Genomic DNA, 22,620 nt, shown 5'->3' on the forward strand with positions numbered 1-22,620 from the left:
CGGCGATTCCGATTTGGCAAATATCCCGCGGCGGCCCGCGGCGGATTTGTCCGGTGCGGCCGCGCTACTTGCATGTTTTACCCTCTTTAAGCCGCAAAAGCCTGTTCAAAACGCCCCGTGAAATTGGCGCGGGAACAGGCTTTCCGCTATAAATCTTCAAGTGATTCTAGAAGAGATCGTGATCTGTTTTGACTGAGCAAACACCCCCCGGCGGCGGGAAGCTCCCGCCAGGCATCGAGCCCATCTCCATCATGGAGGAAATGCAGCGGTCGTATCTCGATTACGCCATGAGCGTCATCGTCAGCCGCGCGCTGCCCGACGTGCGCGACGGACTGAAGCCCGTGCACCGGCGCATCCTTTACGGCATGTCTGAGCTCGGCATCGACTGGAACAAGAAATACGTCAAATGCGCCCGCGTCACCGGTGACGTGATGGGTAAATACCATCCGCATGGCAATTCGGCGATCTACGATGCGCTGGCCCGCATGGCCCAGCCCTGGTCGCTGCGTCTGCCGCTGATCGATGGCCAGGGCAATTTCGGCTCGGTCGACGGTGATCCGCCGGCGGCTGAACGTTACACCGAATGCCGCCTCGAAAAGGCAGCCCATTCGCTGCTCGACGATCTCGACAAGGAAACCGTCGATTTCCGCGACAACTACGACGGCACGCTTTCCGAGCCGGTCGTGGTGCCCGCCAAGTTCCCGAACCTGCTCGTCAACGGCGCCGGCGGCATCGCCGTCGGCATGGCGACCAATATTCCGCCGCATAACCTGTCGGAAGTCATCGACGGCTGTATCGCGCTGATCAACGATCCGGCTATCGAACTGCCGGACCTGATGCAGATCCTTCCCGGCCCCGACTTCCCGACGGGTGCGAAGATCCTCGGCCGTGCCGGCATTCGCTCGGCCTATGAGACCGGCCGCGGTTCGGTCATCATGCGTGGTGTCGCGGCCATCGAGCCGATGCGCGGCGACCGCGAGCAGATCATCATCACCGAGATCCCTTACCAGGTGAACAAGGCGACGATGATCGAGAAGATGGCCGAGCTGGTGCGCGACAAGCGCATCGAAGGCATCTCCGACCTGCGCGACGAATCCGACCGTCAGGGGTATCGCGTCGTCGTCGAATTGAAGCGCGACGCCAATGCCGAGGTCATCCTCAACCAGCTTTATCGCTATACGCCGCTGCAGACGTCCTTCGGCTGCAACATGGTGGCGCTGAACGGCGGCAAGCCTGAGCAGCTGACCCTGCTCGACATGCTGCGCGCCTTCGTCTCCTTCCGCGAGGAAGTCGTTAGCCGGAGAACGAAATTTCTGCTGCGCAAGGCGCGAGATCGCGCCCATGTGTTGGTCGGTCTCGCCATTGCCGTCGCCAATATCGATGAAGTCATCCGCGTCATCCGTCAGGCGCCCGATCCGCAGTCGGCCCGCGAAGAACTGATGACCCGCCGTTGGCCGGCCGAAGATGTCGAAAGCCTGATCCGTCTGATCGACGATCCGCGCCATCGCATCAACGAGGACCTGACCTACAACCTGTCCGAAGAGCAGGCCCGCGCCATTCTCGAACTGCGCCTTGCCCGTCTGACGGCCCTTGGCCGCGACGAAATCGGCGACGAACTCAACAAGATCGGCGAGGAAATCAAGGATTACCTCGATATTCTCTCCTCGCGCGTCCGCATCCAGAGCATCGTCAAGGATGAGCTCACTGCCGTGCGTGACGAATTCGGCACGCCGCGCCGCACCGAGATCGTCGATGGCGGCCTCGAAATGGACGACGAGGATCTGATTGCCCGCGAGGACATGGTCGTCACCGTCTCGCATCTCGGCTATATCAAGCGCGTGCCGCTGACCACCTATCGCGCCCAGCGCCGCGGCGGCAAGGGCCGCTCCGGTATGACCACTCGCGACGAGGATTTCGTTAGCCGGCTATTCGTGGTCAACACCCACACTCCGGTCCTGTTCTTCTCCTCGCGCGGCATCGTCTACAAGGAAAAGGTCTGGCGCCTGCCGATCGGCACGCCGACCTCGCGCGGCAAGGCACTGATCAACATGCTGCCGCTCGCCCCCGGCGAGCGCATCACCACCATTCTACCCTTGCCCGAGGACGAGGAGAGCTGGGACAATCTCGACGTCATGTTCTCGACGACGCGCGGTACGGTTCGCCGTAACAAGCTGTCGGACTTCGTCCAGGTCAACCGCAACGGCAAGATCGCCATGAAGCTCGAGGAGGAGGGCGACGAAATCCTCTCCGTCGAGACCTGCACGGAAAATGACGACGTGCTGCTGACGACGGCGCTCGGCCAGTGCATCCGCTTCTCGGTCGACGACGTCCGCGTCTTTGCCGGCCGCAATTCGATCGGCGTGCGCGGCATCAGCCTTGCCGGCGGCGACCGCATCATCTCGATGACCATCGTCCGCCATGTCAACGCCGAGCCGTGGGAGCGCGCCGCCTATCTGAAGCGCGCCGCCAACGACCGCCGCCTGACGACAGGTGAGGCCGAGGAGATCGCGCTGGTCGGCGAGGAAGTCACCGAAGAGGGACAGCTCTCCGACGAGCGTTATGAGGAGCTGAAGCAGCTCGAGCAATTCGTGCTCACCGTCTCCGAAAAGGGCTTCGGCAAGCGTTCGTCGTCCTACGATTTCCGCATCTCCGGCCGCGGCGGCAAGGGCATCCGCGCCACCGACACGTCGAAGACAGGCGAGATCGGTGAACTGGTCGCGGCCTTCCCCGTCGATGATGGCGACCAGATCATGCTGGTTTCCGATGGCGGCCAGCTGATCCGCGTGCCGGTCGGCGGCATCCGCATCGCAAGCCGTGCCACCAAGGGCGTCACCATCTTCTCGACGGCCAAGGACGAGAAGGTCGTCTCTGTCGAACGCATCAGCGAGCCGGAGGAGGATGAGACGGAGGAGGCTGTCGAGGTCGCCGAAGGCGCCGCCACCACCGAGGAAGCGGCTGCCGGCGAGGCGCCGGCTGCCGATGGTGACCCGGCCGGGCCGGCTGAGGAATGATCAAGTAAAAAGGGCGGCTTCGGGCCGCCCTTTTCTTTTTAACCCGCGCTCGTCCTTACCGGCCCAAAGAAAAAGCCGGACGCTGGGTGCATCCGGCTTTGAATGGCCTTGGCAGCGGAAGGGGTGCCGCTCAAGGTGGGGAAGGAGTTGGGATAAGAGGAATGTCAGAATGCGCTATGTTTTTCGTTCAGCGCCTTTACCTCTTCACCTTCGCGCCGAAGCGCAGATATTGTCGAGGCTACAGACACTATGAACATGACGCTGATAAGGGCGGTGAGCACTGTCAAGATCGTGAACATAGGCATTCCTTTCCTGGGGAGTTGCGTTCTCGCCCCTCAGTACTGGCCCAGTACGGCCGTCCGGGCCGAAGCATAGGGACCATAAACCTTGGACGTATCAACCTTCTGATCATAGAGAGCGACAGTTGCGGTCAGCATGCCCGTGACCATTACCATCCAGAGCACGTTAATCATCGTAATCTTGCCGGGCATCTTTAGTCCTTCCTGCCGCGATAATCGCATCTATGTATCGGTTGAATGAACGCATCCGTTTTAAAATGGTTCCGCCGGATGTTGACGGGGTGTTTACCAATGCCGATCTGAAGCCTCCTTGAATGTCTCGTTCATCTGGCGTTCAGATTCGAACGTCGTTTTTTGCGCGCAGCCGGCCCTGGGCCCGCACGATCGCGGCATGCTCGGCAAGCTCCGGCCGCACCCAGCTCACTTCGTAGCGATCGGCGAAATAGCCATAGGCTATCTCGGCGGCAAGCGAGGAAACGACGGCAAGTGCAACGAGCACGATCAGCATGGAATTGGTCTTTCGGGAGGCGCCGGACGCCGGAATGGCATCGGCTGCGTTGATGATCTGAGTTAAGCAGATCCTGTCTGAAACCGCCTTGAACGGGCCGTTCATCCACCGTTCAACCGTCCGGGATGATTGGCCAAATCACTTGCGGCAAGCCGGCATCCGTGACAAAAGGCGTCAAACCAACGGTCGGGCCAGATGACGACAGCTTTTTATCCCGGGTCTTTCGACCCGATCACCAATGGGCATGTGGATGTTCTGGTCCAGGCACTGAACGTCGCCGAAAAGGTGATCGTCGCGATCGGTATCCACCCCGGCAAAGCGCCGCTCTTTTCCTTCGAAGAGAGAGCCGAGCTGATCCGCCTTTCGCTGGCGGAAGCGCTGCCCGGCAAGACCGGCGACATCGACGTCGTCGCTTTCGACAATCTGGTCGTCGACGCCGCCCGCGCCCATGGCGCCACGCTTTTGATCCGCGGTCTCCGCGACGGCACCGATCTTGATTACGAAATGCAGATGGCCGGCATGAACAGGACGATGGCGCCCGATATCCAGACCATCTTTTTGCCGGCGGGAACGGCCTCGCGGCCCATTACGGCCACATTGGTCCGCCAGATCGCCGCCATGGGCGGCGATGTCAGCGCCTTCGTGCCGGCCGCCGTCTTGCAAGCCCTCTCATCCAAGCGCCCAGACTGATAAATACGAAGTCTGGCAAGCGCAAAGACCAGGCGAAACCCGCCGCAACGGAGCCCATATGAAACTCTTTTATCTCGCATTTGCCGGCGTGTTGTATCTCGCCTCCTTCGCGGGGGACGCCTTCGCCCAGTCGGCCGATCATTATCTCACCATCCAGTTGAAGAACGGCCCCGTCGTCATCCAGCTGATGCCTGAGGTAGCGCCGAAGCATGTCGCCCAGATCGAGGCGCTGGCCAAGAAGGGTGAATACGACAACGTCGCCTTCCACCGCGTCATCGACGGCTTCATGGCCCAAACCGGCGACGTCAAATACGGCAATATGGAAAAGGGTTTCGATGCGAGTCTCGCCGGCACCGGCTCCTCCGACATGCCGGATATTCCGGCCGAGTTCTCCAAGACCCCGTTCGTGCGCGGCACGGTCGGCATGGCCCGCTCGCAGGATCCGAATTCCGCCAATTCGCAGTTCTTCATCATGTTCGCCGACGGCTCCTTCCTCAACGGCCAGTACACCGTTGTCGGCAAGGTCGTGTCCGGCATGGAAAATGTCGACAAGATCAAGCGCGGCGAAGGCCAGAACGGCGAAGTCAAAAGTCCCGACCGGATGATCAAGGTCGCCCTGGGCAAGAAGTAAGTTACGAGAGAAACAAGAGGAGAAGGCAATGGCCGAGATCAAGGATCCCGAAAACACCATCATTCTGGAAACCACCAAGGGCAAGGTTGTCATTCAGCTTCTGCCGCAGGTCGCCCCGGAGCATGTCGCCCGCATCAAGGAACTCGCCCGCGAAAAGGCCTATGACGGCGTCGTTTTCCACCGCGTCATCCAGGATTTCATGGCGCAGACGGGCGATGTCGAATTCGGCAAGAAGGGCTCGGAAACCTTCAATCCCGGCCGCGCCGGCATGGGCGGCTCCTCCAAGCCGGATCTGAAGGCTGAATTCTCCGCGACCACCCATACGCGCGGCACCTGCTCGATGGCCCGTTCGCAGAACCCGAACTCCGCCAATTCGCAGTTCTTCATCTGCTTCACCGACGCGCCCTGGCTGAACAAGCAGTATTCCGTCTGGGGCCAGGTCATCGAAGGCATGGACAACGTCGACAAGATCAAGCGCGGCGAGCCGGTTTCCGATCCGGACTCGATCGTGTCGATGCGGGTTGCCGCCGACGTCTGATTGTGATTTCTGCTGAAACCCGCTCTTGCGCGTTAACCGCGTGGGGGCGGGTTTCGCTTTGTCTGAAAGTGCCGTTATGCGCGTAGACCTTTTCGATTTCGATCTGCCGGATGAACGCATCGCGTTGCGGCCCGCCGAGCCCCGCGACAGCGCCCGTCTGCTCGTCGTCAACCCCCATGCTGAAACCGTGCTCTCCGATCATCGGGTCGGCGATCTGCCGTCCTTTCTGCGGCCGGGCGATGCGCTGGTCTTCAATGACACCAAGGTCATTCCCGCCCAGCTGGAAGGCATCCGCCATCGCGAGGGTGCGGGCGGCCAGCAGGTGTCGGCAACGCTGCATATGCGCATCGGCCCCAGCCGCTGGAAGGCCTTTGCAAAACCCGGCAAGCGCATCAAGGAGGGCGACCGCATCGCCTTCGGTCATAGCGGCGAAAGCTGCTTTCTTGGCGCGCTCGATGCCACCGTCGAGGAAAAGGGCGAGGCCGGCGAAGTGACGCTCGCCTTCGATCTCGCAGGCCCGGCGCTCGACGAGGCAATCGCCGCCGTCGGCCATATTCCGCTACCGCCCTATATCGCCGCCAAGCGCCCCGATGACGAGCGGGACCGCGCTGACTACCAGACGATCTACGCCCGCGAGGAGGGCGCCGTCGCTGCCCCCACCGCCGGCCTGCATTTCACGCCTGCGCTGTTCGAAGCGCTCGACAGAGCCGGCATCGAACGCCATTTCGTCACGCTGCATGTCGGCGCCGGCACCTTCCTGCCCGTGAAGGCTGACGACACCGTCGATCACAAGATGCACCTTGAAAGCGGCACTGTCAGCCCTGAGACTGCCGCGCAACTGAACGCCGTCAAGGCAAGGGGCGGGCGCATCGTCTGCGTCGGCACGACCTCGCTGCGGCTGATCGAAAGTGCTGCGGAAGAAAGCGGCGAGATCCGCGGCTGGAGCGGCGCCACCGGCATCTTTATCACGCCCGGCTATCGCTTCAAGGCTGTGGACATGCTGATGACCAATTTCCACCTGCCGCGCTCGACACTGTTCATGCTGGTCTCGGCCTTTTCAGGCTTCGAAACCATGCATGCGGCCTATGAACACGCCATTTCGACAGGCTACCGCTTCTACTCCTACGGAGACGCGAGCCTTCTTTTCCGGAAAGACAAATGACAGAAAACTTCCAATTTACGTTGAAGAAGACTGATGCCGGCGCGCGCCTCGGCGAAATTTCCATGCCGCGCGGCACCATCCGCACGCCGGCCTTCATGCCGGTGGGCACCGTCGGCACCGTCAAGGCGATGTATCTCGACCAGGTGCGCGAGACCGGCGCCGACATCATCCTCGGCAATACCTATCATCTGATGCTGCGCCCCAGTGCCGAGCGCGTCGCCCGCCTCGGCGGCCTGCACAAGCTGATCCGCTGGGAACACCCGATCCTGACGGATTCCGGCGGTTTTCAGGTCATGTCGCTCTCCGGCCTGCGCAAGCTCGACGAGCAGGGCGTCACCTTCAAGTCGCATGTCGACGGCAGTCTGCACCATATGTCGCCGGAGCGCTCCATCGAGATCCAGGGGCTGCTCGGCTCCGATATCCAGATGCAGCTCGACGAATGCGTGGCGCTGCCGGCCGAGCCGAAGGAGATCGAGCGCGCCATGGAAATGTCGCTGCGCTGGGCCGAGCGCTGCCGGGTCGCTTTCGGCGAGCAGCCTGGAAAAGCGATGTTCGGCATCGTCCAGGGCGGCGACATCCCGGCGCTGCGTATCCGCTCGGCCGAGGCGCTGAGTCAGCTCGACCTCAAGGGTTATGCGATCGGCGGCCTTGCTGTCGGCGAACCGCAGGACGTCATGCTGCAGATGCTGGAAACGACGCTGCCGGTGCTGCCGCTGGAAAAGCCGCGCTACCTCATGGGCGTCGGCACGCCTGACGATATGCTGAAATCGGTCGCCCGCGGCATCGACATGTTCGACTGCGTCATGCCGACCCGCTCCGGCCGCCACGGCCTGGCCTTTACCCGCCGCGGCAAGGTCAATATCCGCAATGCCCGCCATGCCGAGGACATGCGCCCGCTCGACGATCAGTCGAACTGCCCGGCCTCGCGCGACTATTCACGCGCCTATCTGCACCATCTCGTCCGCTCCAACGAAGCACTCGGCGGCATGCTGCTCTCCTGGCACAATCTGGCCTACTACCAGGAACTGATGCAGGGCATCCGCAAGGCAATCGCCGAAGGCCGCTTCGCCGATTTCATGGCGGAGACGATGGAGGAATGGGCGAGAGGCGACCTCGAACCGGTGTAAGGCTACGTCACCCCCGCCTGGCTTTCCGAGGTAACCTTGGACACCGGACTTGGTGCAACCATCATTCCGAGCTTTTTGCGCACCGGCTCGTCGAAGCGAATGGCGACGACGCTGGCCACAATGAAAATCGCTATCACGACGACCATACCGGCCGCCGGGGAGGCTGGGAGGGCAAAGCCTCTTTGCCGCAGTAAATGCAGTAACTCGAAGATAGGCGCATGTAGGATATAAATCGGATAGGAAACTATCCCCAGCCAGCGGAATACCAGCTCGACAAGGCCGGTCTGCCTCGTGCGCATTGCGATCCAGACAATGGCTGGGAAAATCACCAAGCACATGAAAAGATCAAAATAGGGAAAACCGTAGAATGTGCTCGCGGGTATATTCGCGATCACAATCAGGCAACCACAGAGGAAAATGCCGATGGTGTTGCCTCTATTGAATGCATTCGGCAGCCGAACCTCGTACAACCTGTAAAGGCAGATCCCGAGCGAGAACGAGAACAAAATTCTCGAGAAGCCAAATCCGAAGTAGCCCGCCTGATGGCCAATGTCGAAATTGCCTCCAAGGGCTCCGTACAAGGTGATACCCGCTGTCCCGAGGGCGATGGCGAGCAAGATTCTGGACGAAAGTCGCACCAGAAGAATGGAGAACAGCACTCCAGCCCAGAGTTCGAAGAAGAGCGACCAACTCGGCCCGTTTAACGGAAAGGCGCCGCCCGTGCCTGCGTTTGGAATGAATAGAATCGCCCGCAGCAGAAGGCCGGCCAGGGTGAGGTAATCCAAGCCGAATTGAACGGCATAGCTGACGAGGCCGACAGGAAGCGACAGCAGATAGACAGGATAAAGCCGAATGATACGCTGCAGCAGAAATCCGCCGGGCGAAATCTGTCTCGTTGCCAGTTGCCGTTCGTATGAATTTGCAAGAACGACGCCGCTCAAAAGAAAGAAGAGATCAACGGCAAGGTAGCTGATATTCACGGGTATCGGACCAAGCGTGCCGCCGGTATGCAAAAACATGACCATGATGGCCGCGATTCCCCGCAAGGCTTCAAGACCTGTGAAAAATCGCTTGCCGGTATTCAACCTGCCAATCCCCCGCTGATGGTTTTTTACTCCAGCACGATTTCAAAATAGTTAGCGTAACGAATACAAGTGCTGAATAGTGTTTCATCCAACCAATGCCAGCGCGTCAAATGCCGTTGCTGTTGGCATCCGGTATCATCGGCACGCCGCTCATCCGGAACTGAAGCAGGGTCCGCAAAGCGATCGCTGAAGGCCGCATCGTCTCCACCTTATGGTGCCCTCGGTCAGCGGGTGGGAGTGCAACTTCCGACATCGGCCGGTTTGACGCGGCCGGTCTGAAGATCGCTCCATTGCGGTATGGACGGATCGGGGCCACCGATCGAGGCCTCAAACGCGGCGCGGTCCAGCTTGACCAGCCGTCCGCTTGAAAGGATGCTCACCATCTCCTTCTTGCTCACATAAGCCAGGCTGGCATCCAGCCGGCAGAAGAACTGCTTGCTGCCGTTCGATACGACCCAGCCGTAGCCGCCGGCCTTTCCTTTGGTCAGTTTTCCGACGGGATAACTCTGCTGTGCAAGCCTTGAAAAGGATTCCGCATGCGCCACACATGGCACGGTGGAAAGGCCGATGATGACCGTTTCAAGCGACCGCGTGAAGGAAATAGGCATTGAGCTTCACCCCTGACAGAAAACCATAAGTTCTCTACGTGCTGGGGATGCGGAACACAACTTTAATATGAAAAATACTCAATCGCTAGATGCCCTTGCTGTCGGCATCCGGCATGATCTGCACGCCGTTGATCCGGTAGCTGCCGTCCGGCTGGCGGGTGATCTGGTAGATCGCCGTCCAATCCTTGCCGTCGCGGCCGGAGATCAGCACCTCGTGATAGATCAGCGCGCCGTTGTCGATCGAGCGGCTGCGGCCGAAGGCGTAGTTGCCGGGATGATAGACCGGCTCGTAGCTCTTCTTCACCATGGCGAAGAACAGGTTCTTGTCGGGATACATCGCCCTGATGCCGGGAGCGGCGAAGGAATAGGCGGTCTCGGCATCGTCCTTGAGGAAGGCTTTGATCTGTTCTTCGATCATCGTCCGCGTCGTGTCGATGGGGTCTTCGGCGCGAGTCGAGACTGTGGAGAAGAGGGACGCGGCACACAGAATGACAACTGCGAAGAAGGCGCGCATGGGGAATCTCCCGCTCTATCGGAGAATGATCCCCGAAAGAGCAGAAGTGTAGGCGATTTTTTACTTAAGAAAAGCGGACTTTACGACCAGCGGCGGAAGAGGGCGCTGGCATTGACGCCGCCGAAGCCGAAACCGTTGGTGATGGCGTAGTCCATCGTCAGCGGCCGCGCCATCTTGCCGACGATATCGATCCCATCGGCGACGGCATCGGCGTGATCCAGGTTGCGGGTCGGCGGCGCGATCTGATCGCGTAGCGCCAGGATGGTGAAAATCGCCTCCAGCCCGCCGGCAGCACCCAGCAGATGGCCGGTCGCTGATTTCGTCGCGCTGACGGCAATGCCGCCATCGCGGCCGAAGACTGTGGCGATCGCCGCGATCTCGCCTTTGTCGCCGACCGGTGTCGAGGTCGCATGCGCGTTCAGATGCTTGACCTCGGACGCCGGGATCTTCGCCTGCCGGAGCGCTGCCTCGATCGCCCGGCGCGCGCCGTCGCCGTCTTCGGGACCTGAGGTCATGTGGTAGGCGTCCGCTGCCGTGCCGTAGCCGACGAGTTCGGCAAGCGGCGTCGCGCCGCGAGCAAGTGCATGCTTCAGCGTTTCGATCACCAGGATGCCGGCGCCTTCGCCCATGACGAAGCCGTCGCGCGCCGTGTCGAAGGGCCGCGACGCCAGCTCCGGCGTTTGGTTGAAGCCGGTGGAAAGGGCACGCGCCGCGGCAAAACCGCCAAGGCTCACCTTGTCGATGCAGGCCTCGGCGCCGCCGCAGATCGCCACATCCGCTTCGCCGGAACGGATCAGCCGCGCCGCATCGCCGATCGCCTGGACGCTGGCCGCACACGCCGTTACCGGCGCGCCGAGCGGGCCCTTGAAGCCGTAGCGGATGCTGACCTGGCCGGCGGCGAGGTTGACGAGGAAGGAGGGCACGGTGAAGGGCGACAGCCGCCGGACGCCGCGCGCCTCACCGATCCGGACTGCCTCGGCGATGGCAGGAAAGCCGCCGACGCCCGAGGCGATGATCGTTGCCGTGCGTTCGCGCGCGCCTTCGTCGGTTGGCATCCAACCGGCCTGCTTCACCGCCTCCTCCGTCGCCGCCATGGCGAACTGGATGAAGCGGTCCATCTTCTTTTGGTCCTTGGGCGTGATGTAACGGTCGGGATAGAAACCGGCCTCCGCATCCTCTGTGGTATCAGGAACGATGCCGCCGACCTTGGCCGGCAGCTCGCCGACGATATCGTCCGAAAGCAGCCTCAGCCCCGACCTGCCGTCAAGAAGGCGCCTCCAGGCGAGCTCGACGCCTGTGCCGAGCGGCGAGACAAGTCCCATGCCGGTGACAACAATGCGGTCCATGATATTTTCCTCTCTATGCGTCGATGCCGAGATACCAGGCGCGCATGCGGGCGATCCGCGCACGCATCTCGTCATCGGCTGCGGGGCCTGGAAGCAGGCTGGTGTTTTCGGGTGTCACTTCTTCGCCGGTCCGTGCGTCGACCAGTACCGTTTGGCGCTCTCGGCCCGAAGCGGCGTCGCCGAGCAGAAAGGCGAGATCTTTCTGCGGCATGTGCCGGCTTCCCCAGGAAAACAGCGTCATCAGCACCGGAAAGAAATCGCGGCCCTTGTCCGTCAGCCGATATTCGTAGCGGGCAGGGCGCTGATGATAAAGCCGCCGTTCGAAAAGCCCCTGATCCGTCAGGTGTTTCAACCGCCGCGTCAGGATGTTCGGCGCCACTCCGAGGCTCTTCTGGAAATCGTCGAAGCGCGACAGCCCCTGAAATGCGTCGCGGACGATGAGGATGCTCCACCAGTCGCCGACGCTGTCGAGCGCGCGCGCTGCCGGGCATTTGAATTGGCTGAAGCTCGTCCGTTGCATAGGGATGTCACTATAGCAGTGACTATCATCATGCAAGTAACTAATGGAGACAGCTGTCAGCGAGGATCGCGCTTCCTGCGCGGGCGAACTTCAAATTCGACGAGCAGCGACTTGAGTTCGATCTCGCGAACGCGTCGTGCCGCTTCATCGGGGCTGACCCATTCCAAAATACGCTGGCCTTGCTCCTTGAAGTCGTTGCTGATCTCGACGACTTCAACCTGAAACAAATCGACGATGCAGGGAGCTACGTCGCCATCGTCGAGGTCCTTTAGATAGGTGTAGCGGCCGACCGGTTTCTTCCTCACCGTCCCGCGCACGCCTGCTTCCTCCCAGGCTTCGATCGCTGCCGCTTCAAACGGCTTCTTCCCTTTCATTGGCCACCCTTTCGGAATGACCCAGCGCGCGCTCTCGCGCGATGTAATCACGAGGATTTCGATTCCCGCTCAGTCATTGGCGTAGCGGAAGCAAATCGCGCCGTATTGTTGGCGGAATGCCCCCGAAAACAGCTTGGCAGGAACGGCGGCGAGCTGCCGCAGCAATGGCTGAGACTTGTCTGGTCGAGGCTTGCTGCGTTTTTTCGGAGTCTTCATGGCAATTGGGGATTGTTGAATTTGCTGATTCTTCACCCGCCTGAGCGTGTTCATGGCAGATTATGATAATCAGTTGTAGGCGCAACCATCCGCCGTTGTCAGCCGTGCGCTCGCCGCCACGCAGCCTGCTCTATAGTGCGGTTCTATTACCGTCGCGCAGATTGTGAATCGCCAACAATTCCGGATATGCGGAAACATTGCTGGCCAGGACGGGATGCCCCTTGAACAAATCTTCGCCCTCGGTCGGGAAGGGCAGGTACCGGCCGCCGGCTTCTTTCACAAGGCAATAACCCGCCATGCAGTCCCAAGCCCGCATGTGAGGTTCATAATAGCCGACGAGACGCCCTGCAGCCACATAGGCAAGCATCAGCGCTCCGGAGCCGTTCCGAATAAACGTGCCGCCGCTCGCGAGCAACGCCGTTATGATGGAGCCGACAACCTCCGGAGCGACGTGCGTATTGCAGCCAATGCCCGTCATGGCGTTCTGTATCGTGCGGGAGGAATCGAGCAAAAGCGTCTCGCCATTCAAGCTCGCGCCAAGGCCAAGGGCTGCGGCATAAAGCTCGTTCGCGCAAGGCGCTTGGATCACGCCGACGACCGGGACGCCTTGGTAGAGGACAGCGACCGAAACGCACCAGGTGGGCATGCCATTGACGAAGGGCGCCGTGCCGTCGATCGGATCGACAACCCAGGTATAGCCGGAACGTCCCGCTTGATGGCCAAACTCCTCGCCGAGGAAACCGTCCTCGGGAATTGCTGTTGCAACCCGCTCGAGGAGAAAGGTCTCGACGTTGCGATCCGCGATCGACACGACATCCTGAAGATCGCGCTTTGTCTCGATCACAAGAGTCTCGCGCTTGTTGAAATAATCGAGCGCCAAAGCGCCAGCCTCCTCAGCAAGGGATTTGGCCAGGGCGAAGCGCCGTTCCAGGTCGGTATCATGCATCGTCATGTTGCTATCCTTTATTCGCATTTCAAAAATTTCAGGCATTGATCAGCGCAATGCCGCGGTTCTCGAACCCGAGTGTGACATTGCTCGCAGGCGACAGGTTTCTTTCAACGGCATGGTCGATGATGAAAAGCGTTCCTACATCGGTTTCGATCTCATATTCGACATGTCCGCCAAGATAGGCACTATGGAGCACGCGTCCCGCCAGACCCTCGTGGCCGGCTGCCGCTATGGTGATCGATCCGGGCCTGACGGCGAGTTTTGCCATGCCGAGCTTTGCGCTGCGGCTTGGCAAACGATAATCCACGCCGGCAACGCGGATAAGCGCCTCCGTCCCTTCGAGGCCGATCACCTCGCAGGGAATGACATTGGCCTCGCCCATGAAATCGGCGATGAAGGACGATGCCGGCGCTTCATAGAGCTCACGCGGCGTCCCGGACTGGGCAATCTCACCATCCTTCATGACGATGATGCGGTCAGACACCGCCAGAGCCTCATCCTGGTCATGGGTGACATAAACGGCGGTGAAGCCGAGCCGTTGCTGCAGTTCGCGGATTTCCGTGCGCACCCGGCGGCGCAGGCGTGCATCGAGGTTGGAGAGCGGTTCGTCGAGCAGCAGCACCTGCGGCTCGAGCACGAGCGCGCGGGCAACTGCGACGCGTTGCTGCTGGCCCCCGGAAAGCTCGGCCGGCAGGCGATGGCCCATGCCCGCGAGGCCGACGAGCTTTAATCCTTCCTCCGCCTTTTCCCGCGCTTCCTTCTTGCCGAGGCCCGACGACTGCAGACCGTAAGCGACATTATCGAGCGAAGTCATATGCGGAAACAGGGCATAGGACTGAAACACCATCGAGACATCGCGCTCATTGGCGGGCAGCATGGTAACGTCAGCGCCGCCGATCAGAATACGCCCGGATGTCGGATGCTCGAGCCCGGCCAGCATGCGCAGCGTGGTGGTCTTGCCGCAGCCGGATGGGCCGAGCAAGGTCACCAGTGTGCCCGGCTCGATGGAGAGGGAAAGGTCCGGAATGGCCGTGAATGCACCGAAAGACTTGCGGACATTCTGGAAGGTGACGGAACCGGGTTTGACGGTGATCATGCGGGTTTCTCCTGACCGAGAGGAACAGAGGGAGCTGAGCTGGTGCCGGTGACGCGATTTTCGCGGCGTAGGCGGCGCTCGCCGACGACGAACTGGAAGCCGGCGATGACAATGCTCATCACCACGATCAGCATGGATGAATAGGCGATCGCCACGCCGTACTCGCCATTCTCGACGAGGCCGACGATATAGGACGTGGCCATGTTGTATTCCGCGCTGACGAGGAAGATGACGGCGCTGATCGAGGTTATGGCGCGAACGAAAGAGTAGACCAGGGCAGCGGTGATGGCTGGCCGCAGCAGCGGCAGGATCACCTTGCGGATCGTGCGGAAACTGTCCGCACGCAAAGTCAGCGAAGCCTCGTCCAGGCTCTTGTCGAGCTGGCTCATCGCCGCGATCCCGCCGCGTACGCCGACCGGCATATTGCGGAAGACGAAGCAGAGGATGAGGATCAGCGCCGAGCCGGTCATCTCGATCGGAGGCAGGTTGAAAGCCATGATGTAGCTGACGCCGATAACCGTTCCGGGGATGGCGAAGCTCATCATCAGCGCGAATTCGAAGACGTTCCGCCCAACGAATTTCTGCCGTACGATGATATAAGCCGTGAGCAGGCCCACCGCAGCGGTCAGGGGCGCGGAGACGAGCGCGATTTCCATCGTAGTCCAGAAGGAGTTCCACGCCACGCCGGTCCACGCGATTGCGCCATTGTCGAAACCGATCGAGAAGGCGCGAGCGTAATGGTCGAGCGTCAGCGAGTTGTCGAGGCCCCAGGTTTTCACGAAGCCGCCGATCAGGATCATTCCATAAACGATGACGGTGAAAATCATCCACGGAACGACCACCGCATGCACGGCAATGGAAAGGCCCCGCGGCAATGCGATATGAGCGCCGCTGTCGCCCTTGCCGGTGACCGTGGCGAAGCTTTTGCCCGATAGCCAGAGACGCTGGGCAAGGAATGCCGAGAGAGTGAAGCAGAGGAGCACGATGGCAAGAACGGCCGCGCGCGACGGATCGTTCTGCGATCCGACGACGGCAAAGAAGATTTCCGTCGAAAGTACGCCATGCGTGCCGCCGAGCACGAGCGGATTGCCGAAATCGGCCATGCTCTCGATGAAGCCGATCAGGAAGGCGTTGGCGAGACCGGGCTTCATCAGTGGCAGGGAGACGCGCCAGAACGTTCGCCAACGACCGGCACGCAGGGTCTGCGATGCCTCCTCCATCGAGGGGCTGACGCCTTCGACGACGCCGATAAGAACGAGGAAGGCGATCGGCGTAAAGGAGAGCACCTGGGCGATCCAGATGCCGGTGAGCCCATAGAGCCAGCGGCCTGGCTCGATACCCAACAGGCTCGACAAGGTCTCGGTGATAACGCCGGCGCGGCCGAACAGCAGCGTCAGCGCCAGGCCAATGACGAAGGGCGGCGTGATGATCGGCAGCACCGTCAGCAGGCGCAATCCCTTTTTGAAAGGAAAACGCGTGCGCGTCGCCACCAGCGCAAAGCCGAGGCCGAGCAGGGTCGAGCAGGAAGCTGTCATGAGGGCGAGAAGGAGTGTGCGCCAGGCAACACCGCAACGTTCTTCGCCCGCTATGCAGGCCAGGCTCCAAATGCCGGGGTCCTGGATGTTGCGTATAAGACCATCCGGATTGAAGGAACCATCGAAATCCTGCACCGAAGCGATGAACATGCTGCCGATCGGGTAGAAAACGAAGACGGTGACCAGGAATGCAAGGATGGAAATCGAGCCGACGATGAAGGCGTCTCCCTTCATCACTCCGCGTTCGGCCAGTCCGAAGGCAAAGAGGAGAACGAAGACGAGCGCCAGGAGGACCGCGCCGGCACCCATCGAAGGCTGTCCTTCGGACAACATGCCGAACAGGTTTTCACTGATTGCCCAGGTCCAGCCGGAAAAGCCGATTGCCAGTCCCTGCAGAGACAGGAAGACGAGGCCGACGGCGCCGATCCAGGCGAGCAGGGTTCCGCGCCGCATCGGATTGCCCACCAGACGCGCCAAACAGCCGAGCAGAAAGAGCAGGACAACGCCGGCAAGCCAACTTCTTCCATGCTGCAGGATTTGTAGCAGGCCTGGCGCCGTATCGGCGGAGAACGGGAATGCAGACAGCCATTTGAATCCGAAGAAGCCGCCCTCGATGCGATACCACGGGACCAGGATCAGGGCAGCCGCTCCCAGGCCAAGGACGATGTCCAATCGGCGATTGCCACGTCTCATGGCATACCTCTTATTTCACGTTGATGAAATGGGAGAATGGAGCGGCATCCCGGATTCGTCCGGGATGCCACGTCATTCATCGATCTTCAGTTGGCAATGGCGCCGACTTCCCGGTCCCAGCGCTCAAGCAGGGCCTTGCGCTTTGCCGGATCGCCATAGGTCTTGAAGTCGTAGTCGATCAGCTTGATGTCTTCGAACTTCGGCGCTTCCTTCGGCACCTCCGCCGATTTGTTCGACGGCAGCTGGAAGGACTTGGCATCCTTCATGCGCGACTGAACTTCGGGCTGCAGCGCCCAGTCGTACCAGACCTTGGCATTGTCGAGATTGCGGGCGCCTTTGATGATCGACATGGAGCCGATTTCATAGCCGGTGCCCTCGCATGGCGCGACCGACTTGACCGGAAAGCCTTCGGCGGTCTGGGCGACGGCATCATGCATGAACACGATACCAAGCGCCGTTTCGCCCCGCGCCGCAGCCTTGACCGGAGCCGATCCGGACTTGGTGTATTGCGAGACGTTGGCGTTCAGCTTTTTCAGATAGTCGATGGCCTGGTCTTCGCCCATGATCTGCACCAGTGAAGCGAGAGCCGTATAGGCCGTGCCCGACGAGTTCGGATTGGCGATCTGGATTTCGCCCTTCAATTCCGGCGCCAGGAGATCGGCCCAGCAACGGGGTTCTTTATAACCCTTGGTCTTGAAGATCTCGGTGTTGTAACCCCAGCCGAGCGCACCGGCATAGACGCCGACCGTCTTGAAGCCGGTGCTCTCCGCCTGCTTTTTGGCCCAATCCTGCAGCTGGTCGAGCATCGGCGACTTGTACTCCAGTGTCAGGTTTTCCGATGCTGCCTGAACATGCGGATCACCCGTGCCAGCCCACCAGATGTCGGTCTTCGGATTGCGAGCCTCGGCGCGTATCTTGGCATAGGTCTCGCCCGAGGACAGGCGCACCATATTCACCTTAATGTCGTGAGCCTTTTCAAAGTCGCCCTGCATCTGCTCGCAGATGACGACATCGGCCGAGCAGATGAGGTTGAGCTCGCCAGCGGCCTGGACCGAACCGGCAGCCAGCGCCGTTCCGGCAAAGAGAAGCGTGGAAAGAACTGTCAGTCGCATGGGTATCCTCCTGTTGCTTGCGTCTGAGAGGGTGTTGGGTCAGCGGCACACGCGCTGCCCGTCGCGGCGCGTCGATCGCACCGTGTGCCAAATGTCGGATGGCGGTCGGATGCCGGCCTATTGGGTCGGAGAAATCTCGGCGTCGAAGCGGGTCAACAGCCGACTTCGCTCGTCGGACAAGCCGAATGTTGCAAAGTCATAATCCACCATCTTGATCATGGTGATGTCGGGGGCGGCCGGCGGCAAAGCCGCTTTGGCGTTCGACGGGACCTGGTTCTGGCCGGCGGCGGCTCCTGTCGCCTGGCCTTCGGGACTAAGCGCGAAATCGACGAAGGCTTGGGCGGCTCTGGCATTGCGGCTGCCCTTGACGATGCTGACCGCACCGATCTCGTAACCCGTCCCTTCGCAGGGGGCGACGATGACAAGGGGGGCGCCTGCTTCCTTCAGGGTGACCGCGTCATGCATGAACGAGATGCCGATCAGGATTTCACCGCGGGCCGCAGCCTTAACCGGCGCCGCGCCGGACCGGGTATACTCGACGATATTACGGTTGAGCGCGGCCATGTACCGAAAGGCCTCCTCTTCGCCGAGGAGCTGCACGAGTGTGGCCAGCATTGTGAAAGCGGTTCCGGAGGAATTCGGATTGCCGGACTGGATATGGCCGCGATAGGCCTCTTTCGTCAGGTCCTGCCAGCAGGTCGGGGCCGGAAGCTTCAGCGCTGCGAGGAGATCGGAATTGTAGGCGAAACCCAAAGCCCCCGCATATATGGCGGCCGACCGTGAGCCGGACATAGCAAAAAAGTTCTGCGCCCAAGGCAGCATATCATGTTCATGGTCGGGCTGGTATCGATCGAGCAGATCCTCTGAGGCCGCCTGCAGATGGGCATCACCGGTTCCACCCCACCAGACATCCACAGTCGGATGTGATTTTTCGGTACGGATCTGATCGAGTATGTCGCCGGTGCTCTTGCGAACCATCGAGATATCGATACCCGCGCGGGTTTCGAACGCTTTTTCCATGGTCATGCACCAGGCTTCGTCGACGCCGCACAGGACGTTCAATCGCGCCTCGCTCATGCCGTGGCTTGCGCCGCACAGCCAGAAAGCCATGCCCGCAGCAAAAGCGGTCAATATTCTCACGCAAGCCTCCCTTGGAACCTCCCGTTCCAATCTCCACAGGCAGCATGTCAGATCTTCGCTTCACCGCAATCGAAGAATGGTTACCGATTTTTCATCGCCGGGCGGAGCGACATTACATTCATTACAAATGTGACAAACCCCATCATCAGAGTGTCTTTGAACATTGGCGGCGGCATGCCTATGATTGCGCCGGGAGGATCAAGCGGTGCTGAATCAGAAGGTTCGAATTCTGATCGTCGAGGACGATCCGGATATGGCGGAACTTATCTCCGATCTCGTCGAGGCCGAGGGGTGGATTCCGACCTGCGCGGGATCCGCCGAGGAGGCGACCGATATTCTGGCACGAGAGCAGATGCATCTGGTGCTGGTCGACCATAACCTGCCGCGGACATCCGGCCGGGCTTTCGCCCAAAAACTGCGGTCGGAGGCCAATATCGGTATCGTCATGGTGACGGCAGCCGGCAGTGCCGCCGATCGTGTTCTCGGCCTGGAAACTGCTGCGGATGACTATGTCGTCAAGCCGTTCGAACCGATCGAACTGACGGCCCGCATCAAAGCTGTCTTACGGCGAACCGTGCCCTCACTGAAACAGGAAAAGGAGAGTGAGCGGGAGCACGAACGTCCCTCTCTGCTGCTTGGCGATTGGGCCATCGACCTGATGGGCCGGCAAGCCGTCTGCCTCGCCGACCGCAGCAAAACGCTGACGACGGCCGAATTCGCCCTGCTTGAAATCCTTGCGCAGACCCCCAACCAGCCGGTGAGCCGGGCGCAGATCCTCGATCGGCTTGGCTCGGAAAGCGATCGCTACATCGACCGCAACGTCGACGTTCTGGTTCTGCGGCTCCGGCGGAAAATCGAACGCAATCCCGACCTCCCGCGCCATATCAAGACACGACGCGGAAAGGGCTATGTCCTGCACACCGGCGACGGCGAGCCGTCCGCGTGATCAGCCGCTCCTTTCTGTCGTCGATTGCCTTTCGCTTGCCGTTCGCGATTGCGTTTATCTGCTTCCTGGTGTTCAGCCTGTCGGCGATCGCGATCTACGGGCTGCAGCGCGCCCGTGACGAGATGGCAGCTTACGGCCTGCAGGCCTTCACGAGCCTCGCCAAGGCCTCGCTCGTTTCCCGGCAAGTCTCCGATCTGGTGTCGAGCGCGCCCTTCCTGATGAACTCGACCTCGCCATACCGGGTGGCAAGCGAGAGCCGCGCTGTCGTGCTGCAGGTCGACAGCCTGCTGAAGACGGCCGCGCCCCACGGAGCAGACCAGGCTGCCCGCGGCTTTGCGAGTCCGAGGATGGTTGAGCTTCTCGATCTTATCAGGACACAGACGCTTGTGCTTGCCAGGGATGCCGACGCTGCACAGAATCACAAAGCTGAAGCTGCCGCGGCGCTGGGGGAGGTGGCGACCGGCAAAGGCATCGTCGATCACGAGTTGCGCCGTCAAGTGAATGGAATCGTGCAAGCGGCTTCCACCTCCGACAGTCTTTTCCAGCTCGGTGAACTTCGCAGACGATACGTGGCGGATACGACGGCCGCGCAGGGGAAAACCGAGCCCGATTTGAGAATTTCGCCTGCCGAGCTGCAGCCGTATGAGCGCGTGTTCGAAGCTCAAACACGATACCTTTTGAATATGTTCGCGATCCGGGCGGCGGTCGCAAAGCTGCATGCCGTCTCCCGCGACCTCTCCCATGCAACGGAGACGCAAAGCGATGCAGTTGCACGCCAGCTGAACGACGATCTGCTTTCGACCTCCGATGCCTTGAGCCGGCTCCTGGCCACCGTGGCCTTGGCTTTCCTGCTCGTGCTCGTCATGGCCATATTCTCCATCCGGTCGGTCATGCGCGTATCACGGGGCATCGTGGCGCTGTCGAACGGCATGAATGCGCTCGCCAAGGGTGAAAACGAAGTGGGTCCGCCAGCCTATCGTGGAAATGAAACCGAGCTTGTGCGTCTGCTGGACGCCTTCCGAGCTTTCAAGGACAGCGTGGATCGCGTGTCTCGCTTGAGACGCACCGCAGAAGCCGCCGCTCGCACCATCCGTTCAACCTTTCGCAATATGAACGAGGGGATTGCGCTTTTCGACAGGATCGGGCGACCGATCACCATGAACAGGCGGATCATCGAACTGTTCGGCCATTCGGGTTCCGCGCGCAAATTGCCGCTGCGCCGGTTTGTCGAGCCGGTGCCGGAGATCGATCTCGCCCTGCTGCCCTCCGATCCGGAGCGCGGCACTCTGTCGGAACGCGCAGTCGTCCGCCATCGCACCGGCGACCAGCGGGTGATCGAGATCTCCATGTCACGACAGCCGGAGGGCGGCATCGTTCTTCTGGCACGCGACGTCACGCTGATGGATCGACAGGAAGCGGAAGCGGCAAAGGTTCAGCGACTGGACGGCATCATGCGCATGACGCATCAGGTGAGCCACGAAGTCGGCAACATGATCGGCATCATCACCGGCAGCCTCGGCCTTCTCGAGCGTGAAACCGGCTTCAACGATCGGCAGAAACGCAACATTGCGCGGATTCGCAAGGCTGCCGAGAGAGGACGTTCGCTGGCCGGCAGCATGCTGTCGATCGGCAGCCAGCAGCCGTTCTATCCAAGCGCGGTGGATGTCGCCAGCCTCCTTCGCGGAATGGCCGATATCCTGGAGATCGCTGTCGGCGCAAAGTGCCATATCAAGCTGGACCTGGATACCGGCCTGCCGGTCGTATCGCTCGACGCGGCCCTTTTGGAGCAGTCCGTTCTGAACCTCTGTCTCAACGCTTCGGCAGCGATGCCGACAGGAGGCGTCATCATTATCGGTGCAACGGCAAACGGAGACACCTTGCTGATCTCGGTGACCGACAGCGGCATCGGCATGAGCCCAGAGGTCGTAGACAAAGCTTTCGAGCCTTATTTCACCACACGAGGCGGAGATGGTGGAGCAGGGCTTGGCCTGGCCATGGTTTATGGCTTCGTCCGTCAGAGCGGCGGAGAGGCATCCATCTATTCCTCTCCCGGGCACGGAACGACCGTCAAGCTGAGCTTCCCCACAGGTTTGCGCTAGTTCACATCGCCGCCGAAAATCCGGGCGAGCAGGATGCCGGTGACGAGCATGCCGGCCGCCACGAAGATCGTATCGCCCGGCGTGCCGATATAGAGCGGCCCGATATTGGCAAACAGCAGGAAGGCGACGAGGAAATTCGCCCAGCCCCAGACGACATTCGCCGTCGGCGAACTACGTTGGCTCCGCGGTGCGAACGGGATGCGGAACGGCCTGCCGCTGACGCCGTTGACGAAATGCGAGATACCGTTGGTCAAAAAGGCGGCGGCGATGAAATGGACGATATAGGCGATCCAGGGCAAGAACTTCTCCAGTGCTGCAAGTGGCGTCAACGGAGGAATGTGGCCGGGAATGTCATGCCGGCAAGAGTAGCCTGGAAACGCAGTGTGGTGTGGCAGCTGCCGCAGAACAGCGACGGGCCTGA

21 protein-coding genes and 1 pseudogene are annotated in these 22,620 nt (G+C 60.9%); 8 read left to right on the top strand and 14 right to left on the bottom strand.

What is annotated here, in order from left to right; translation table 11 throughout:
- Window positions 1-188: 188 nt before the first annotated feature.
- Complete coding sequence (gyrA, locus tag K6N12_RS24925; RefSeq protein ID WP_097628910.1) at window positions 189-3,011, top strand: DNA gyrase subunit A; 2,823 nt, start codon at window positions 189-191, stop codon at window positions 3,009-3,011.
- A gap of 335 nt (window positions 3,012-3,346) precedes the next feature.
- Here gyrA and K6N12_RS24930 read toward each other — a convergent pair whose 3' ends face one another.
- Together K6N12_RS24930 and K6N12_RS24935 are read right to left on the bottom strand one after the other, a co-directional pair.
- Window positions 3,347-3,502 carry a hypothetical protein gene (locus K6N12_RS24930; protein ID WP_003539654.1) on the bottom strand — a complete coding sequence of 52 codons (156 nt, stop codon included), beginning with the start codon at window positions 3,500-3,502 and terminating at the stop codon, window positions 3,347-3,349.
- 142 nt (window positions 3,503-3,644) lie between these two features.
- Complete coding sequence (locus tag K6N12_RS24935) at window positions 3,645-3,923, bottom strand: hypothetical protein (RefSeq protein ID WP_097628909.1); 279 nt, start codon at window positions 3,921-3,923, stop codon at window positions 3,645-3,647.
- A gap of 90 nt (window positions 3,924-4,013) precedes the next feature.
- On the opposite strand from K6N12_RS24935, the gene coaD reads away from it, so the two are divergent.
- The 5 genes from coaD to tgt all read left to right on the top strand — a co-directional run bounded on the left by coaD (window position 4,014) and on the right by tgt (window position 7,966).
- Entirely contained in the window at window positions 4,014-4,508 is a 495-nt protein-coding gene (gene coaD, locus K6N12_RS24940; RefSeq protein ID WP_097628908.1) for a pantetheine-phosphate adenylyltransferase, read from the top strand.
- A gap of 58 nt (window positions 4,509-4,566) precedes the next feature.
- A complete protein-coding gene (locus tag K6N12_RS24945; RefSeq protein ID WP_097628907.1) occupies window positions 4,567-5,139 on the top strand; it encodes a peptidylprolyl isomerase in 573 nt (190 codons plus the stop codon).
- 28 nt (window positions 5,140-5,167) lie between these two features.
- The gene (locus tag K6N12_RS24950; RefSeq protein ID WP_003573154.1) at window positions 5,168-5,677 is read left to right on the top strand and encodes a peptidylprolyl isomerase; all 510 of its coding nucleotides are present in this window, start codon (window positions 5,168-5,170) and stop codon (window positions 5,675-5,677) included.
- A gap of 76 nt (window positions 5,678-5,753) precedes the next feature.
- Complete coding sequence (gene queA / locus K6N12_RS24955; RefSeq protein WP_097628906.1) at window positions 5,754-6,839, top strand: tRNA preQ1(34) S-adenosylmethionine ribosyltransferase-isomerase QueA; 1,086 nt, start codon at window positions 5,754-5,756, stop codon at window positions 6,837-6,839.
- Window positions 6,836-7,966 (top strand): tRNA guanosine(34) transglycosylase Tgt, encoded by a 1,131-nt coding sequence (gene tgt / locus K6N12_RS24960; protein WP_097628905.1) that lies wholly within the window; start codon window positions 6,836-6,838, stop codon window positions 7,964-7,966. The genes queA and tgt overlap by 4 nt, the downstream gene beginning before the upstream one ends.
- Window positions 7,967-7,968: 2 nt before the next feature.
- Here tgt and K6N12_RS24965 read toward each other — a convergent pair whose 3' ends face one another.
- From K6N12_RS24965 to K6N12_RS25015, 11 genes and pseudogenes are all read right to left on the bottom strand, one after another.
- A complete protein-coding gene (locus K6N12_RS24965; protein ID WP_097628904.1) occupies window positions 7,969-9,051 on the bottom strand; it encodes an acyltransferase family protein in 1,083 nt (360 codons plus the stop codon).
- A gap of 224 nt (window positions 9,052-9,275) precedes the next feature.
- On the bottom strand, window positions 9,276-9,659 hold the full coding sequence (locus tag K6N12_RS24970; protein ID WP_097628903.1) for a hypothetical protein: 384 nt from the start codon (window positions 9,657-9,659) through the stop codon (window positions 9,276-9,278).
- 85 nt (window positions 9,660-9,744) lie between these two features.
- On the bottom strand, window positions 9,745-10,173 hold the full coding sequence (locus K6N12_RS24975) for a DUF4864 domain-containing protein (protein WP_097628902.1): 429 nt from the start codon (window positions 10,171-10,173) through the stop codon (window positions 9,745-9,747).
- Between the two features lie 80 nt (window positions 10,174-10,253).
- Window positions 10,254-11,519 carry a beta-ketoacyl-ACP synthase II gene (gene fabF, locus K6N12_RS24980; protein ID WP_097628901.1) on the bottom strand — a complete coding sequence of 422 codons (1,266 nt, stop codon included), beginning with the start codon at window positions 11,517-11,519 and terminating at the stop codon, window positions 10,254-10,256.
- 13 nt (window positions 11,520-11,532) lie between these two features.
- Window positions 11,533-12,039 carry a winged helix-turn-helix transcriptional regulator gene (locus K6N12_RS24985; protein ID WP_097628900.1) on the bottom strand — a complete coding sequence of 169 codons (507 nt, stop codon included), beginning with the start codon at window positions 12,037-12,039 and terminating at the stop codon, window positions 11,533-11,535.
- A gap of 56 nt (window positions 12,040-12,095) precedes the next feature.
- Window positions 12,096-12,629: pseudogene (locus K6N12_RS24990) on the bottom strand (NUDIX hydrolase).
- Between the two features lie 130 nt (window positions 12,630-12,759).
- Window positions 12,760-13,581 carry an inositol monophosphatase family protein gene (locus K6N12_RS24995; protein WP_097628943.1) on the bottom strand — a complete coding sequence of 274 codons (822 nt, stop codon included), beginning with the start codon at window positions 13,579-13,581 and terminating at the stop codon, window positions 12,760-12,762.
- A 31-nt stretch (window positions 13,582-13,612) separates the two neighbouring features.
- A complete protein-coding gene (locus K6N12_RS25000) occupies window positions 13,613-14,674 on the bottom strand; it encodes an ABC transporter ATP-binding protein (protein WP_097628899.1) in 1,062 nt (353 codons plus the stop codon).
- A complete protein-coding gene (locus K6N12_RS25005; protein WP_097628898.1) occupies window positions 14,671-16,902 on the bottom strand; it encodes an ABC transporter permease in 2,232 nt (743 codons plus the stop codon). Before K6N12_RS25005 ends, K6N12_RS25000 begins: the two co-directional genes overlap by 4 nt.
- An 86-nt stretch (window positions 16,903-16,988) precedes the next feature.
- A complete protein-coding gene (locus tag K6N12_RS25010) occupies window positions 16,989-18,014 on the bottom strand; it encodes an ABC transporter substrate-binding protein (RefSeq protein WP_097628897.1) in 1,026 nt (341 codons plus the stop codon).
- A 117-nt stretch (window positions 18,015-18,131) separates the two neighbouring features.
- Complete coding sequence (locus K6N12_RS25015) at window positions 18,132-19,124, bottom strand: ABC transporter substrate-binding protein (RefSeq protein ID WP_131710914.1); 993 nt, start codon at window positions 19,122-19,124, stop codon at window positions 18,132-18,134.
- A 235-nt stretch (window positions 19,125-19,359) separates the two neighbouring features.
- On the opposite strand from K6N12_RS25015, the gene K6N12_RS25020 reads away from it, so the two are divergent.
- Both K6N12_RS25020 and K6N12_RS25025 read left to right on the top strand, forming a co-directional pair.
- Window positions 19,360-20,100, top strand: coding sequence for a response regulator transcription factor (locus K6N12_RS25020; RefSeq protein ID WP_041683629.1), 741 nt, complete (start codon window positions 19,360-19,362; stop codon window positions 20,098-20,100).
- Entirely contained in the window at window positions 20,097-22,199 is a 2,103-nt protein-coding gene (locus K6N12_RS25025) for an ATP-binding protein (RefSeq protein ID WP_097628895.1), read from the top strand. Before K6N12_RS25020 ends, K6N12_RS25025 begins: the two co-directional genes overlap by 4 nt.
- Here the strand turns inward: K6N12_RS25025 and K6N12_RS25030 are convergent.
- On the bottom strand, window positions 22,196-22,498 hold the full coding sequence (locus K6N12_RS25030; RefSeq protein ID WP_222148989.1) for a hypothetical protein: 303 nt from the start codon (window positions 22,496-22,498) through the stop codon (window positions 22,196-22,198). The genes K6N12_RS25025 and K6N12_RS25030 overlap by 4 nt on opposite strands.
- Between the last annotated feature and the right edge of the window lie 122 nt (window positions 22,499-22,620).

Origin of the sequence: Rhizobium redzepovicii, assembly GCF_019793435.1 — a bacterium.
GTDB lineage: Bacteria > Pseudomonadota > Alphaproteobacteria > Rhizobiales > Rhizobiaceae > Rhizobium > Rhizobium redzepovicii.